We start from the raw sequence: 15,023 nt of genomic DNA on the forward strand, positions 1-15,023 counted from the left end.
CGCGCCGGTCAGCCGCCGCGGGCCCAGGGGGTGACGCTGCCGGACGGCGGGGCCGACTTGACGCGGCAGGTGAGCTGCTCGCGCGCCATGCGTTCGACCAGGTCGAGGGTGGGGGACAGGCCCAGGTGGGTCATGCGCGCCTGGACGTCGGCGACGCACCGCGCCACGTCCTCCAGCGGGAAGATCACGAACTCGGCGGCCAGTCTCAGCGTGAGCAGGTCGCGGATCTCGCTCCGGTGATCGGCAAGTGCAGGCATCGCACATCTCCGCGCCGAAGGGCCGGCGGCCGGGGGTGAACCGCCGGGTGGAGGCGCGGCCGGACGCGCACCGCCCGTCAGGCCGCCGCAGCCGCCTCGATGTTCGGCGTGTCAGCGCCGCCTGTCAAGACGTCCGCCGCCGGCCGCCCCGGACCCGCCGGCCGCCCGACCCGCCATCCGCCCCGGACCCGCCGGGCGCGTCGGGCGCGTCGGACCAGGCGGCGTGGTGCCGGGCCGCCCAGCTCCGCGTGACACGCCCGGTGGCCATGCCGCGGAGCGCGCCCGGATCGCGGAGGGCCTCCCACAGGTGGCCCAGTGTCACGACCACGATGGCCAGGAACAGCCAGTCGTGGACGAAGGTCGCGCCCGTGCGCCAGGGATCGGGCCAGGTGAGCATCGCGCCGGTGCCGAACATGACGAGCGCGGCCCCCGCGGTGAAGGCCGCGTTGAGCTTCTGGCCGGCGTTGAACTTCCCGACCGGGACGACGCCGCGCCCGTCGACCACCGCGCGCCGCCGTCCGCTGCGCAGCCAGCGTGCGTCGTGCGGCCCGAACCGGTTGAGCGCGCCGAGATCGCGGCGGAACGCCCGCGACACCAGGCCGAGCAGCGTCGGCACCGGCAGCAGCAGCCCGCAGTAGATGTGGACGGGCTTGATGATCTCGCGGTGCCCGGCCGTGGTCGCGAACGCCGGGATGTACAGCATGAACGCCGTGGCCAGGCAGGCCAGCATCAGCAGCGCGGTCAGGTGATGCACCCAGCGCTCCGCCAGGGTGAAGCGCACCAGCAGCGCGCGCCCGTCAAGTCGGTGCATCGTCACGTCCGTTCGAGCGGCCCACCCAGGCGTCCACGTCGTAGCCCAGGTTCTCCCAGTAGCCGGGGTGGACGGTCTCGGTCAGTTCGATGCGCCCCAGCCACTTCAGCGACTTGTAGCCGTACATGGGCGCGACGAACAGCCGGACCGGCCCGCCATGGTCGTGACTGACCGGTTTCCCCTGCATCGCCGTGGCGACCAGGACGTCCCGGCGCCGTGCCTGGTCCAGCGTCAGCGACTCGGTGTACGTGCCGTCGAACGAGTGGAAGCGCACCGCGCGCGCACGAGGGGACACGTCCGCCGCGTCCAGGAGGTCGGGCAACGCCACGCCCGACCACTCCACATGTGGGACACGCCATCCCGTCACGCACTGGAAGTCGCGCCGGACCCGCGTCTGCGGCATCGCGGCGAGCTCCGCCGGCGAGTACCCGCGCGGACGGCCGACCAGGCCGTCCACCTGAACCCGCAGATCGCGCGGCGTGCGGACGGTGCCCACCACCGAGTAGAAGCGGAAGCCGCCGACCGCGGGCAGGACGTCGCCGATCCCGTTCACGGGCGAGAACGCCCGCGTCACCCCCCGTTGCAGGGACGAGCCGACGGCGACCCCGGCCGCGCCGAGGCCCAGCATCCCCAGCACGATCCGGCGGCCGACGGGTGCGCCGCGCTCTTCGTCCATGCCTTTCATTCGAGCACCGCCTCGCCGCCCCCGCCACGGTGCGCGGCGGCCCGTAAGACTTCCGCAAGAATTGGCCCGGACGCACCGCCGCCGGGGAGGAACGACATGCCGATCACGCTGCCGATCGAGGACGCGGCGAACGACCTGCTCAACCGGGACCCGTTCGCCCTCCTGACCGCCATGCTGCTGGACCAGCAGGTCCCGCTGGAGCGCGCCTTCGCCGCTCCGCGGGAGCTGGCCGAGCGCCTCGGCCACGACCCGGAGCCGGAGGAGATCGCCGCCCACGACCCGGACGGGCTCGTCGAGATCTTCAGCCGCAAGCCCGCCCTGCACCGCTACCCGAAGTCGATGGCCGCCCGCGTCCAGTCCCTCGCCCGCGCGATCGTCGTCGACTACGACGGCGACGCCGCGAACCTCTGGAAGGACGTCGCGACCGGCAAGGACCTCTACAAGCGCGTCGCCGCCCTCCCCGGCTACGGCGAGCAGAAGGCGAAGATCTTCGTCGCGCTCCTCGGCAAGCGCCTGGACGTCCGCCCGGACGGCTGGCGCGAGGCCGCCGGCTCCTACGGGGACGAGGGCTCCTTCCGCTCGGTCGCCGACATCGTGGACGAGGAGTCCCTCGGCAAGGTCCGCTCCTTCAAGCAGGAGATGAAGGCCGCCGCGAAGGCCGCCAGGCCCGCGAAGTGACCATCCGCCCGACGAGGCCCGGGATCCGCACGATCGAAGAGGCCCGGCGAACACCCGCCCCAGGGGCCTCAGTGGCCGTCCCCTAATAAAGAGGACAAGCTTCTACACCGATGTACAACGTGAGGCCCGGTTCCCGGACGCCGGCGGACCCCGCCTCCGTCCCCGGTGCCTTTACCTTCTTTTTGCTTGCAGACAGGGCGGCAGGTCAGCGTCGTTTCGGTGTGTCCGGAATGAAGGACTGGCCGACCGGACGGCGCGTCTGCCCGGCGGCGGGGACCCGATCCGGCGTAGCATCGGCCACTCGCCGTCCGGAAGAACACCTTTCCGGCGGGTGTCCTCGTGTGCGCGTGATCCACCGTCCGAACAGCGCGCCGGACGCCGTGTCCGCCCCAGGCGGATCGGCGGCGGGGGCTTCCGTCGGGGGCTACGCGTCGAGATGATGAGAACCTGACTTCGACGGGTGTTGTGATGGAGGCGGGAGCGTTAGCCTGCTCCCATTCACACATAGTGATGAGAACTTGCCGCGCGGTACGGGACCCCCTGGGGCGGAGGTGTTGCCTGTGAGCACCGAGACGTCCGTTCCGCGTCCCCGGCTCTCCCGGCTGAAGGGTCAGCCCATGGATGCGTCCGATGCCGCCCTGTACGCCACCCTGCTGAAGGAGGCCCCGGCCGGGATCGCGCTCTTCGACACCGGGCTGAAGTGCCGGCGCGTGAACGACGCGCTCGCGGCCATGCTCGGCGTGTCGGCGGCCGACCTGACCGGACACCGCCCGGGCGAGGTCCTTCCCGAGGAGACCGCCGCGGCCTTCGCGGCCGCGCTCGACGCCGTCCTCGCCGACGACCGGCCCATCACCGACGCCGAGCTCGCCGTGGGCGGGCGCATCCTGTCGTGCAGCTGGATCCCGGCGCGCGCCGGAGCGGCCCAGCAGGAGGCCAAGGGCAGCGCCACCACCAAGGACAAGGGCCGGGGCAAGGCGCGCCCGCCCAAGCAGGCCGCGTGGGAGGACAAGCCGGTCGGCGTCGTCCTCACCGCCCTGGACGTCACCGAGCGGCGCCGCGCCGAAGAGGTCATCCGGCGCAAGGAGCAGCGCTACCGCTCGCTCGTCGAGGCCAGCTCCCAGGTCGTGTGGGTGGCCGCCGCGGACGGCGCGGCCATCGACGACGCGCCCGAGTGGCGCGAGATCACCGGCCAGACCCCGGACGACTACGCGGGCGGCGGCTGGCTGGCCGTCGTCCACCCCGAGGACCGGACGCGGATCGAGGAGATCTGGAACGAGGCCGTCGCGGGCGACCGGGTCTTCGAGACCGGCTACCGGATCCGCACCCGCAGCGGTGCCTACCGGCACTTCGACGTCCGGGCCGTGCCGATCTGGCAGGGCGACCGGGTGATCGAGTGGGTCGGCGCGAACACCGACGTCACCGGCCAGAAGGAGGCCGAGGAGATGCGCGGCCGCCTGACCGAGCAGCTCTCGGCGGCGGCGCTGCGCACGGCCCGGCTCCAGCAGGCCACCTCGATGCTGGCCGAGGCCCTGACCGTCGCGCAGGTCGTCCAGGTGATCACCGAGGTCGGCCGGTCGGCGATCGGCGCGGACTACTCGGCCGTCGCGCTGCTGGACGACGACAAGCTGCGGCTGTCGATCGTCACCCCGGCCCCGCCCGGCGGCGGGGAGCCCGACCAGGCCCGCCCCGCCCGGGACGACATCCGGGTCAGCGACCAGACGGTCATGTCGGTGGCCGTCCGCGAGGGCCGGCCGTTCCTCGCCCAGAGCCCGACCGACCTGCGCCTCCAGCTCGGCGGGGACGAGGCGGAGCTGTTCACCCAGCACGCCGAGGAGCGGGCCTGGGTCGGCCTGCCCCTGCTGGCGGCGGGCGCGCCGATCGGCGCCCTGCGGTTCTCCTTCAAGCGGCCCCGGGAGATCACCGAGGAGGAGAAGGTCTTCCTCGAGGCCCTCGCCGGCCAGTGCGCCCTGGCCGTCGAGCGGGCCCTGCTGTTCGAGCGGGAGCACAAGACCGCCGAGGAGCTCCAGCTCAGCCTGCTGCCGAGCGACCTTCCGCAGCTGCCGGGCATGGTGCTGGCCGCCCGGTACAACCCGGCCACCCGGCACGTCCAGGTCGGCGGCGACTGGTACGACGTGTTCCGCCTGCCGGACGACCGGCTCGCCGTGGCCGTCGGGGACGTCATGGGCAAGGGCGTCCGGGCCGCCGCGGGCATGGGCCGCGTCCGCAACGCCCTGCGGGCCCTCGCCCTGAACGACCCGCGCCCGGCCGCGGTCCTGTCGGGCCTGGACCGGCTGTTCTCCGCCACCGAGGACGAGGAGCAGTTCACCACCGTCGCCTACGCGGTGATCGACCCCGAGACCGGGCGCGGCGCCTTCAGCAACGCCGGTCACCCGCCGCCCCTCCTGATCTCCCCGGACGCCGACGCCCGCGTCTCCACCCGGGAGCCCGGCACCCCGCTCGGCTGGCCCTCCCAGCGGCAGCAGACAAGTTTTTCCATCGAAACCGGCAACACTGTGGTCTTCTATTCCGATGGACTTGTGGAGAACCGTAGGCGTGGGGTGGACGCCGGGCTCGAGGAACTGGCCGCGGTCGCGACGGACGCCCCACCTGAAGTGGTAGGAGATCCAGAGAGACTCGTCGACTTCCTGGTCGATCGGATGCTTGCCGGGTATGAGCAGGTGGATGATGTGACCGTACTTGCCCTGCATGTCCCGCCGAAGTCCCCGTGACGCCCGCGTAGAAGTTCCGCCGAAGGCGGCGAGAAGACGGCGTAGTCCGTACGAAGGACCGCCGTGCGCCCTCTAAGGTGGTGTGTTACCGGGCAGCACGCCGAAGCGGAATGCGCAGCCGTGCCAGAATGCTTGACCCTAGTAAGAGCGGGTACGCTGCGGTCCCGCACAACAGGGTGCCCGCCCGGTGCACGTGGTCCCACTCCTAGTGAGGCCCGTCCCGTCAGGGCGCTTGGGTCAGCCAACCCACACGTTCGTTCGAGAGGTATTTGTGTCGCCTGCTAGCTCGACCTCGAAGGCATCAGACCTGCACGAGACCGTCATCGCGCAGCTGATCGAGCGTGGGAAGTCCCAGGGCAATCACCTCGACGCCGACGACCTCCGCCGTACGTTCGAGGAGGCCGAGATCCCCATGTCGATGGCCCCCAAGATTCTGCGTGCCCTGAGCAAGGAGGGTGTGATCGTCGTCGTGAGCGCCGCCGACTCAGCGGCGCCGAAGCGGACGCGCAAGCGTGCGGCCGCGCCGGCGCGCAAGCCCAAGACCGCCGCTGCCGCCAAGGAGCAGCAGCCCGACACCGTGACCGCCGTCGTCGGCGACGACGAGGACGAGGCCGTCTCGGCCCCGGCGGCGAAGAAGGCGGTGGCCAAGAAGGCCGCGCCTGCCAAGCCGAAGAAGGCCGCCGCCAAGAAGGCCGCGCCGAAGAAGGCCGAGGGCGCCCCCGGGGCGAAGGGTTCGGCGAAGAAGGCCGGCGACGACCCGGAGATCGACGACGAGGTCGACGTCGAGGACCTCGACGAGGACCTGAGCGACCTCGAGGCCGACCTGAGCGACGACTCCGAGCTGGAGACGACCGACCAGGCCGAGCAGGACGGCGACGACGAGGAGGAGCGCGCCCCCGCGGCCGCCGCCAAGCCGGGCGCCGCCCCGGTCAAGACCGAGGAGGAGTCCTTCACCCTCGGTGACGACGACGAGGACGCCCCGGCCCAGCAGATCGCCGCCGCCGGCGCGACCGCCGACCCGGTCAAGGACTACCTCAAGCAGATCGGCAAGGTCCCCCTGCTGAACGCCGAGCAGGAGGTCGAGCTCGCCAAGCGGATCGAGGCCGGCCTGTTCGCCGAGGAGCGGCTCGCCACCGAGGCGGGCACCCTCTCGGAGGAGGACCAGGAAGACCTCGAGTGGATCGCCGAGGACGGCCGCCGCGCCAAGAACCACCTGCTGGAGGCCAACCTCCGCCTGGTGGTCTCGCTGGCCAAGCGGTACACCGGCCGCGGCATGCTGTTCCTGGACCTGATCCAGGAGGGCAACCTCGGTCTGATCCGCGCGGTCGAGAAGTTCGACTACACCAAGGGCTACAAGTTCTCCACGTACGCCACCTGGTGGATCCGGCAGGCGATCACCCGCGCGATGGCCGACCAGGCCCGCACCATCCGTATCCCGGTGCACATGGTCGAGGTCATCAACAAGCTCGCCCGCGTCCAGCGCCAGATGCTCCAGGACCTCGGCCGTGAGCCGACCCCGGAGGAGCTGGCCAAGGAACTCGACATGACCCCGGAGAAGGTCGTCGAGGTGCAGAAGTACGGCCGCGAGCCGATCTCCCTGCACACCCCGCTGGGCGAGGACGGCGACAGCGAGTTCGGCGACCTGATCGAGGACTCCGAGGCCATCGTCCCGGCGGACGCGGTCAGCTTCACGCTGCTCCAGGAGCAGCTGCACTCCGTGCTGGACACGCTGTCCGAGCGCGAGGCGGGCGTGGTCTCCATGCGCTTCGGCCTGACCGACGGTCAGCCGAAGACGCTGGACGAGATCGGCAAGGTCTACGGCGTGACACGCGAGCGCATCCGCCAGATCGAGTCCAAGACCATGTCCAAGCTGCGCCACCCGTCCCGCAGCCAGGTCCTGCGCGACTACCTGGACTGATCAGACCGCGAGAAACGCCCCCACCCGGCGGTGGGGGCGTTCTTGCTCCCCAAGGATGGTCACTGTGAGTGCTCGAACATGTGCACAGAGTGTCGGGAGGCTCAGGCCTGGAGGATGACGTCCAGGTTGGGGCCGTTGAGCTCGGCGGCGTGGCCGAGGTCGGTGACGGCCTTGAGGAGCTCCTCGGGGGTGGCCGGGTCGGCGCCCGCCCGGAGCAGGTCGTGGGCGATCCTGCCCCGGGTGGCCTTCGCCATGTGGCTGACGACCGTCCGCTTGGGGACGCCGCCGAGGAAGAACTCGCGGAACACGCGGACCGCGACGGCCGGCTGACGGGCCTTCCACGCGGCGGCGTACGGGCCGGAGCGCATGTCCACGACGAGTCCGCCGGGAAGATCGGCGAGGGCCTCGGCCATGGCGGGACGCCAGAGCGCCGCCAGCCGTCCCTCCGGGGGGAGGGAAACGCCCATGGCGAGTCGGTACGGGGGGATGCGGTCGGTGAGCCGCAGTGCGCCCCACAGGCCCGAGAAGATGATGATCTGCTCCGCGGCGGGGCCGGCGGGAAGCCCGTCCAGGGCGAGGTTGTCGTACAGGACGCCCTGGTAGAGGTCGGAGACCTGAAGCGTCGGGGCCTCGCGCAGCGCGCGGTTGCGGGTCAGCGCCTCGTCGGTCTGCCCGGACGAGAGGCCGAGCACGTCCGCGGCGTCCTCGCGGCCGCACACGTCGCCGAGCGCGTCCAGGACCCGCTCGCGGACGGGGTTCAGGGTGGGGAAGCTCAGGGACGCCAGGTCCAGCGGCGGGCCGTCCCCGGTGCGGGACTTCTTCTCGGACGGCGGCAGCAGAATCAGCACGGTTCCCCCGATGGCACAGCGAACGTTCCTTTCACCGCCGTTCCGGGCGCGGTGATCCGGCGGCTCCAGGTGGCGGTGCTTCCAGGATATGAGCCGATCGGGGGATTTTCGCAGGTCGCCCGCTCGATATGGGCCACGTGCAACGAATCGGACACGCTACGTGTTCTTCTCATCACAGCCGAACGGCGGTCATCGACGCGCGATGACCGCCGTTCGGCGATTCACTTATTTCGAGGGCTAACGCTCGTCTTCCGAAGCGGTTGCCGGGGTGGTGGTCAGCCTGTCGGTCTCATCCTGGATGTCGGCCCCGTTCGAGCGGAGCGCCTCCGAGTACTTGCGCCCGTGGTGGGCGCAGAACAGAAGGTCGCCGCCGCCTACAAGGACAGCACGGACGTAGGCCTGGGCGCCACAGCGGTCGCACCGGTCTGCGGCCGTCAGCGGCTTGGTCGGGGCAAGGGCTCCAGTCACGGCACCTTCCTCATGGTCGGGGTCGGTACTTAGGACAACATCTAACCCGACGCTGACGTTCCCAACCTGCTTCTCAGTACGCCCACAGCAGAATGGGCTCTTTAGTGACCGAGGTCACATGTATTCGATCATGTGGCGTCCCAGCGGAACAGCCGGGCCGCGATACCGCCCGCCACCACCGCGATACCCAGCAGGATCGCCATCTGCGGAAGCGCCGACGCGGGGCCGAGGCCGCGCGCCATCACATTCAGCATGCCCTCGTTCAGATAACGCAGCGGGAACACGTAGGAGACGGCCTGCATCCACTTCGGCGCGTAGTCCAGCGGGAAGAACGACCCGCCGAGGAACGCCATCGGCAGCACGATCAGCTGCGTCACCGTCTGCGCGGTCTCCTGCGTCTTGGCCCAGGCCCCGACGAGCATCCCGAGCGACAGGAACGTCAGGACGCCGCAGATCACCAGCGGGATCGCCATCCACCACGCGTGCTGGAGCTTCAGGCCGAAGAAGGGCAGCTGGGCCACCAGCAGGAACACCGCGAGCTGGCCGAGGGCGATGCCGAGGCTCACCACGATCCGCGCGCCGAACACCGTCGGGATCGGCACCGGGGCCAGCCGCAGCCGGCGCAGCAGCCCCTTGGTCCGCCACAGCACGAGCGTCTGGGACGCGCCGAACATGCCGGCGGACGCGAGCGCCCAGCCCAGCAGGGACGGCGTGAAGAAGTTGATGCCCTTGATCGACTTGTCCTCGACCTGCTGCGTGGCGACCGTGTACGTCGGGGGACGGCCGGTCGCGGCGAGGTTCGCCGAGTTGGCGACCTGCTGCACCACCGACTGCACCACGCCGGACTTCACCTGGTCGGCGCCGGAGTAGTGGACGACGATCTTCCCGTCGCTCTGCTCCACCGCGGCGTCCGCGTCGCCCTTGCCGACCTTCTTCAGCGCGGCGGCCCGGTCGTCGTTCCGGCTGATCTTCACGGTCTTGCGGAGCTCGCCGGAGGGGTCGTGCGCGATGGCCTGGTCGAGCACCGGCACCGCGCCGATCTCCACGACCTGGACCTTGCCGGTCGACTGCTTCCCGAACACCCCGCCGAAGATCACGAGGAACAGCAGGGGGAACAGCACGGTGAAGAACAGCGCGCCCTTGTCCCGGCGGAAGCCGAGGAACAGGGCCCGGGACAGCGACTTGAAGCTCGAATACGTGCTCATGCCCGGTACTCCCGTCCCGTGAGCTCCAGGAAGACGTCCTCCAGCGTGGCGCCGCGGATCTGGACGCCGTCCAGGGCGTCCTTGGCGGCGAGCGCCGCGACGACCGAGGACGGGTCGCGCGTCTCGACGACCAGCGACACGCCGTCGTCGGACACCTCGTCCACGCCGGTCAGGCGGCGGGCGTCCTCGGCGGACAGGACGCCGCTGGCCACGCTGATCCGGGTCGGGGCGTCCAGGCCGCGGACGAGCGCGGCGGGCGGGCCCATCTCGAGGATCTGGCCGCGGTCCATGATCGCGACCCGGTCGCAGAGGATCTCGGCCTCGTCCATGTAGTGCGTGGTCAGGACGATCGTGCGGCCCTCGGTGTTGATCGCGCGCAGGACGTCCCAGAGGTTGCGCCGGGCCTGCGGGTCCAGCGCGGCGGTCGGCTCGTCCAGGAAGACCAGCTCGGGATCGTGGACGAGCGCGCACGCGATGGACAGGCGCTGCGCCTGCCCGCCGGAGAGCTTCTCGACGCGTTCGTCGGCCTTCTCGGTGAGCCCGACCGTCTCGAGCATCTCGTCGGCCTTGCGCGCCGACACGCCGTAGAGCGAGCCGAACGTGCGCAGCTGCTCGCGCGCGGTGAGCCGCTCGAAGAACGACGTCGCCTGGAGCTGGACGCCGATCCTGGGCAGCAGCCTGGAGTTGCGCGGCCACGGCTTCAGGCCGAGCAGTGCGACCTCACCCTCGTCGGCCTCGCGCAGCCCTTCGACGATCTCCAGGGTGGTCGTCTTCCCCGCGCCGTTCGGGCCGAGGATGCCGAAGAACTCGCCCTCGGCGACCTCGAAGGAGACCCCGTCCACGGCTTGAACGTCTCCATAACGTTTGCGCAGGCCGTGCACGCTGATGGTGTTTGTCATGGAATGACCCTAGAACGCTGTGACCTGCGCCTCCAATCATCCTGGGGGTGGATTCCACGGTCTCCACCCCTGGTCCGGAATGTGTGGAGCGGCGTGGCTGTCGGTGGAGTGTCGGTCCCCGGGGGTACCCTCATGCCGACCGTCCATCCCCCGAGGAGCACAGCAGTTGACCGCCGTCACAGCCGAAGCGACCGCAGACGACCAGCAGGGCTACTCCGCCCGGCACCTCTCGGTGCTGGAAGGGCTGGAGGCCGTCCGCAAGCGACCCGGCATGTACATCGGGTCCACCGACTCCCGGGGCCTCGCGCACTGCCTCTGGGAGATCGTCGACAACTGCGTCGACGAGGCCCTGGCCGGGTACTGCACGCACATCGACGTCGTGCTGCGCGCCGACGGCTCCTTCGAGGTCGGTGACGACGGGCGCGGCATCCCCGTCGACATCGAGCCGAAGACGGGCCTGCCCGGCGTCGAGCTGGTCATGACGCGGCTGCACGCGGGCGGCAAGTTCGGCGGCGTCTCCTACACGGCGTCCGGCGGTCTGCACGGCGTCGGCGCGTCGGTGGTGAACGCGCTGTCGGCCCGGCTCGACGTCGAGGTCGACCGCGACGGCGAGACCCACGCGATCAGCTTCCGCCGCGGCCTGCCCGGCGAGTTCGCCGACGAGGGACGGCCCAACGCGCGCTTCAAGAAGCGGTCCGGCCTGCGGCAGATCGGCAAGGTCGCCAAGAAGGCCACGGGCACCCGTGTCCGGTTCTGGCCGGACATGCAGATCTTCCTCAAGGGCGCGACGGTCGACACCGAGCTCGTCCTCGACCGGATGCGGCAGACCGCGTTCCTCATCCCCGGCCTCACCATCGACGTCCGGGACGAGCGCGGCGAGGAGGTCGTCGCCGAGACCTTCCGGTTCGACGGCGGCATCTCCGAGTTCTGCACCTACCTGGCCAAGGACCAGCCGATCGTCGACGTGCTGCGGTTCCAGGGGCACGGCCACTTCACCGAGACCGTCCCGGTGCTGGACGACCAGGGCCACCTGGTCCCGACCGACGTCGAGCGCGATCTCGAGGTCGACATCGCGCTGCGCTGGGGCTCCGGCTACGACACGATCACCCGCTCGTTCGTCAACGTCATCGCCACCCCGAAGCACGGCACGCACGTGCGCGGCTTCGACCGGGCGCTGCTCAAGGTCGTCAACGAGCAGCTGCGCGCGACCAAGCTGCTGAAGAACAACGACGACGACGTCGTCAAGGACGACGTGCTCGAGGGCCTCACCACCGTCATCACCGTCCGGCTGCCCGAGCCGCAGTTCGAGGGGCAGACCAAGGAGATCCTCGGCACCTCGGCCGCCACGCGGATCGTGTCGCAGGTGGTGAACCGGGAGCTCAAGGCCATCTTCGAGAACCCGAGCCGCGGCATGAAGCCGCAGCTGCGCACGGTTCTGGAGAAGGTCGCGGGCGCGGCCAAGACGCGCATCGCGGCCCGCACCCAGCGCGACAACCAGCGCCGCAAGAACGCGCTGGAGAGCTCCGCGCTCCCGGCCAAGCTGGTCGACTGCCGCACCACCGACGACCGCAGCGAGCTGTTCATCGTCGAGGGCGACTCGGCCCTCGGCACCGCCAAGCTCGCCCGCGACTCGGAGTTCCAGGCGCTGCTGCCGATCCGCGGCAAGATCCTGAACGTGCAGAAGGCGTCGGTCGCCGACGTCCTGAAGAACACCGAGTGCGCCGCGATCATCCAGGTGATCGGGGCCGGGTCGGGCCGCTCGTTCGACCTGGAGAACGCCCGGTACGGCCGCGCGATCCTCATGGCCGACGCGGACGTCGACGGCAGCCACATCCGCACCCTGCTGCTGACGCTCTTCTACCGCTACATGCGGCCGATGCTGGAGGCCGGGCGCGTCTACGCCGCCGTCCCGCCGCTGCACCGGATCGAGCTGATCAAGCCGAAGAAGGGCCAGGACAAGTACATCTACACCTACACCGACGCCGAGCTGCGGCAGCGCCTGGTGGAGCTGGAGCGCAAGGGCCAGCGCTGGAAGGAGCCCATCCAGCGCTACAAGGGCCTCGGTGAGATGGACGCCGACCAGCTGGCCGAGACCACGATGGACCCGCGGCACCGCATGCTCCGCCGCATCCGCGTCGAGCACGCCGAGGCCGCCGCGAAGGTGTTCGAGCTGCTCATGGGCAGCGACGTCGCACCGCGCCGCGAGTTCATCATCGGCGGCGCGGCCGAGCTGGACATGAACCGCATCGACACCTGATCGGTGCGATGACGGCGAAGGCCGCGTCCCCCTGGCGGGGGCGCGGCCTTCTTCCGTTCCCGGGGTCGGGCGGGGAAGAGCGGGCTTTCGCGCTCGGGGTCGGGCGGGGTCGGGTGGTGTCAGGCGGGGGAGGGTGGGTCGAAGCTCGCCAGGGAGACGGTGAGGTCGTCGAACAGGCGGGTGGCCAGGCGGTGGAGGTCGGCGCGGTCGGACGGCGTCCAGCCGGAGAGCGCCTCGTCGAACCAGCCGAGGATGACGGCGAGGTACCGGTCGATGACCTGCCTGCCGTCGGGGGTGAGCTCGACGAGGCGGGCGCGGCGGTCGTCGGGGTCGGTCACGGCGCGGACCAGGCCGCGTTGTTCGAGCCGCTTGACGTGCCGGGTGACGTGGGGCCCCTCGACCTGCATGCGGTGTGCGATCTCGCCGACGCGGCACGGCGTGTCCGCCGCGTTGAGCACGCCGAGGATGGTGATCGCCGGGCGTTCCAGGGAGGTTCCGGTCGCCTCGACGGCGGTCTCGTAGAGCCGACCGCGGGTCACGGCGGCGGACAGGGCGCCGAGACGGGCGATCAGGTCGGCGGGGCTCGGTTCGGGCATGCCGGAATGGTACCTAACTTAGGTAAGCGTCCTGTGACGCGGGTCACCTAGATAGATACCTAACTTAGGTATATTTTCGAGCTGTTCCTCCGTGTTCGGACGGGATCGTTCGCGGGCGCGGAAAAGATACCTAAGTTAGGTAAGGAGTGGTCGCGATGGCGGTGGCGAGGGAGAGGGCGGAACGGGAGGGCGCCGTTCCGGGCCGGGGCGAGGCGGGCGCCGGGCGGGAAGGGGGAGCTGAGGGGGAGTGGGCGGGGCGGCCCTGGCCGGTCGTGGTGGTGCTCGCGGCGGCGGCGTCGGTGGCGTCCGTCCAGCAGACCGCGGTGCTGCCGCTGCTCGGACGGCTCCAGGCCGCGCTGCACGCGCCGCTGACCTCGGTGGCCTGGGCGTTCACCGCGAGCCTGCTGGTCGGGGCGGTCGCGACGCCGCTGCTCGGGCGGATGGGCGACCTGTACGGACGGCGGCGGATGCTCATCGGCGCGCTGGTCGCGCTCGTCGCCGGATCGGTGCTGGGCGCGGTGTCCACCTCGCTCGCGGTGCTGGTAGCCGCGCGCGTCCTCCAGGGGGTGTCGATGGCGGCGCTGCCGCTCACGGTCGGGATCGTCCGGGATGTGCTGCCGCGCGAGAGGCTGCCCACCGGGCTCGGCGTGGTGTCGGCGACGATGGGCGTCGGGGTCGGCGGCGGGCTCGTGCTCGCCGGGGTGGTCGCGCGGTACACGGGCGGGTACCGGCCCGTGTTCTGGGTGATCGCGGGGCTCGCGGCGGTGGCGACGCTGGTCGTCGCGCTCGTCGTCCGGGACGCCGCGCCGCCCCGGACCGGACGCCTCGACCTGCCCGGCGCGGCCCTGCTCGGCGGCGCGCTGGTCAGCCTGCTGCTCGGGATCGGGCAGGGGAGGGTGTGGGGCTGGACGTCCGGGCGGGTCCTCGGGCTGCTGGCCGCGGCGCTGGTGCTCGGCGCGCTCTGGATCGTCGTCGAGCGGCGCGCGGCCGAGCCGCTCGTCGACATCGCGATGCTCACCCACCGCGGCACGATCGGCGCGAGCCTCGCGTCGCTGCTGCTCGGATTCGCCCTGTACGGCGGGTTCACGCTGATCCCCAACTTCGTCCAGACGCCGGCGCGGGCCGGGTACGGGTTCGGGGCGTCGGTGCTCGCGGCGGGGCTGCTCCTGCTGCCGACCACGTTGCTGATGATCGTGGTGTCCACGCAGGCGGGACGGCTGATGCGGCGCGTCCCGGCGGCTCTGCTGGTCGCGGCGGGATCGGGGGTCACCGCGCTCGCGATCGGGTGGCTCGCGGTCTTCCATGACCACCGCTGGGACGTTCTCGGCGCGACCGTCCTGCTCGGAGTCGGGGTCGGGCTGGCGTTCGCGGCGCTCGGGACGATGGCGGTCGAGCACGTCCGGGCGGATCAGACCGCGGTGGCGAGCGCGGTGAACAGCCTGGTCCGGCTGGTCGGCGGGGCCGTCGCGGGGGCGGTGACGACGGCGCTGCTGGCCCGGGACACGCTGCCCGGCACGTCCGTTCCGACCGAGCACGCGTATGCGACCGGGTTCGCGCTCGGTGGCGGCGTGGCGCTGCTGGCCGCCGCGGGCTCGCTGGTCTTCCACCTGCTCACCCGGGGACGGCGCTGATCGGGTCGGCCGGGTGGGGTCGCTCTCGGTGATCGTGTCGG

General features: G+C 71.2%; 13 protein-coding genes. 5 read left to right on the forward strand and 8 right to left on the reverse strand.

The annotated features are described in order from the left end of the window. Positions 1 to 8: 8 nt before the first annotated feature. From EBO15_RS07025 to EBO15_RS07035, 3 genes are all read right to left on the reverse strand, one after another. Positions 9 to 257 (reverse strand): hypothetical protein, encoded by a 249-nt coding sequence (locus tag EBO15_RS07025; protein ID WP_122193492.1) that lies wholly within the window; start codon positions 255 to 257, stop codon positions 9 to 11. Positions 258 to 381: 124 nt separating this feature from the next. Then, entirely contained in the window at positions 382 to 1,068 is a 687-nt protein-coding gene (locus EBO15_RS07030; protein ID WP_122193493.1) for a cytochrome b/b6 domain-containing protein, read from the reverse strand. Next, entirely contained in the window at positions 1,055 to 1,744 is a 690-nt protein-coding gene (locus EBO15_RS07035) for a molybdopterin-dependent oxidoreductase (protein WP_199744373.1), read from the reverse strand. Before EBO15_RS07035 ends, EBO15_RS07030 begins: the two co-directional genes overlap by 14 nt. A 105-nt stretch (positions 1,745 to 1,849) precedes the next feature. Here EBO15_RS07035 and EBO15_RS07040 point away from each other — a divergent pair, with 105 nt between their 5' ends. The 3 genes from EBO15_RS07040 (at position 1,850) to EBO15_RS07050 (ending at position 7,078) form a co-directional block, all read left to right on the forward strand. Next, positions 1,850 to 2,431 carry an HhH-GPD-type base excision DNA repair protein gene (locus EBO15_RS07040; RefSeq protein WP_122193495.1) on the forward strand — a complete coding sequence of 194 codons (582 nt, stop codon included), beginning with the start codon at positions 1,850 to 1,852 and terminating at the stop codon, positions 2,429 to 2,431. A gap of 617 nt (positions 2,432 to 3,048) precedes the next feature. Continuing rightward, on the forward strand, positions 3,049 to 5,160 hold the full coding sequence (locus EBO15_RS07045) for a SpoIIE family protein phosphatase (protein ID WP_122193593.1): 2,112 nt from the start codon (positions 3,049 to 3,051) through the stop codon (positions 5,158 to 5,160). Between the two features lie 271 nt (positions 5,161 to 5,431). Next, a complete protein-coding gene (locus EBO15_RS07050; protein WP_122193496.1) occupies positions 5,432 to 7,078 on the forward strand; it encodes an RNA polymerase sigma factor in 1,647 nt (548 codons plus the stop codon). A gap of 101 nt (positions 7,079 to 7,179) precedes the next feature. Here the strand turns inward: EBO15_RS07050 and EBO15_RS07055 are convergent, their stop codons facing one another. From EBO15_RS07055 to EBO15_RS07070, 4 genes are all read right to left on the reverse strand, one after another. Beyond that, positions 7,180 to 7,926: a YaaA family protein gene (locus tag EBO15_RS07055; RefSeq protein WP_122193497.1), complete on the reverse strand. Its 747-nt coding sequence runs from the start codon at positions 7,924 to 7,926 to the stop codon at positions 7,180 to 7,182. Between the two features lie 237 nt (positions 7,927 to 8,163). After that, on the reverse strand, positions 8,164 to 8,394 hold the full coding sequence (locus EBO15_RS45830) for a DUF7455 domain-containing protein (protein ID WP_122193498.1): 231 nt from the start codon (positions 8,392 to 8,394) through the stop codon (positions 8,164 to 8,166). 128 nt (positions 8,395 to 8,522) lie between these two features. Then, entirely contained in the window at positions 8,523 to 9,599 is a 1,077-nt protein-coding gene (locus EBO15_RS07065; RefSeq protein WP_122193499.1) for an ABC transporter permease, read from the reverse strand. After that, positions 9,596 to 10,498 (reverse strand): ABC transporter ATP-binding protein, encoded by a 903-nt coding sequence (locus tag EBO15_RS07070; RefSeq protein WP_122193500.1) that lies wholly within the window; start codon positions 10,496 to 10,498, stop codon positions 9,596 to 9,598. The genes EBO15_RS07065 and EBO15_RS07070 overlap by 4 nt, the downstream gene beginning before the upstream one ends. A 166-nt stretch (positions 10,499 to 10,664) precedes the next feature. Here EBO15_RS07070 and EBO15_RS07075 point away from each other — a divergent pair, with 166 nt between their 5' ends. Beyond that, positions 10,665 to 12,755 (forward strand): DNA gyrase/topoisomerase IV subunit B, encoded by a 2,091-nt coding sequence (locus EBO15_RS07075; protein WP_122193501.1) that lies wholly within the window; start codon positions 10,665 to 10,667, stop codon positions 12,753 to 12,755. Between the two features lie 119 nt (positions 12,756 to 12,874). Here EBO15_RS07075 and EBO15_RS07080 read toward each other — a convergent pair whose 3' ends face one another. Then, complete coding sequence (locus EBO15_RS07080) at positions 12,875 to 13,351, reverse strand: MarR family winged helix-turn-helix transcriptional regulator (protein ID WP_122193502.1); 477 nt, start codon at positions 13,349 to 13,351, stop codon at positions 12,875 to 12,877. 155 nt (positions 13,352 to 13,506) lie between these two features. Here EBO15_RS07080 and EBO15_RS07085 point away from each other — a divergent pair, with 155 nt between their 5' ends. Beyond that, positions 13,507 to 14,982, forward strand: a complete 1,476-nt coding sequence (locus tag EBO15_RS07085; protein ID WP_147481409.1) for an MFS transporter — start codon at positions 13,507 to 13,509, stop codon at positions 14,980 to 14,982. The last annotated feature ends 41 nt before the right edge of the window (positions 14,983 to 15,023 follow it).

It is taken from the genome of Actinomadura harenae (assembly GCF_003696215.1).
Lineage (GTDB): Bacteria > Actinomycetota > Actinomycetes > Streptosporangiales > Streptosporangiaceae > Spirillospora > Spirillospora harenae.

Coding starts and splice junctions, on each gene's coding strand:
- EBO15_RS07025 (WP_122193492.1), bottom strand. CDS start 257: ATGCCTGCACTTGCCGATCACCGGAGCGAGATCCGCGACCTGCTCACG.
- EBO15_RS07030 (WP_122193493.1), bottom strand. CDS start 1,068: ATGCACCGACTTGACGGGCGCGCGCTGCTGGTGCGCTTCACCCTGGCG.
- EBO15_RS07035 (WP_199744373.1), bottom strand. CDS start 1,744: ATGGACGAAGAGCGCGGCGCACCCGTCGGCCGCCGGATCGTGCTGGGG.
- EBO15_RS07040 (WP_122193495.1), top strand. CDS start 1,850: ATGCCGATCACGCTGCCGATCGAGGACGCGGCGAACGACCTGCTCAAC.
- EBO15_RS07045 (WP_122193593.1), top strand. CDS start 3,049: ATGGATGCGTCCGATGCCGCCCTGTACGCCACCCTGCTGAAGGAGGCC.
- EBO15_RS07065 (WP_122193499.1), bottom strand. CDS start 9,599: ATGAGCACGTATTCGAGCTTCAAGTCGCTGTCCCGGGCCCTGTTCCTC.
- EBO15_RS07070 (WP_122193500.1), bottom strand. CDS start 10,498: ATGACAAACACCATCAGCGTGCACGGCCTGCGCAAACGTTATGGAGAC.
- EBO15_RS07080 (WP_122193502.1), bottom strand. CDS start 13,351: ATGCCCGAACCGAGCCCCGCCGACCTGATCGCCCGTCTCGGCGCCCTG.
- EBO15_RS07085 (WP_147481409.1), top strand. CDS start 13,507: ATGGCGGTGGCGAGGGAGAGGGCGGAACGGGAGGGCGCCGTTCCGGGC.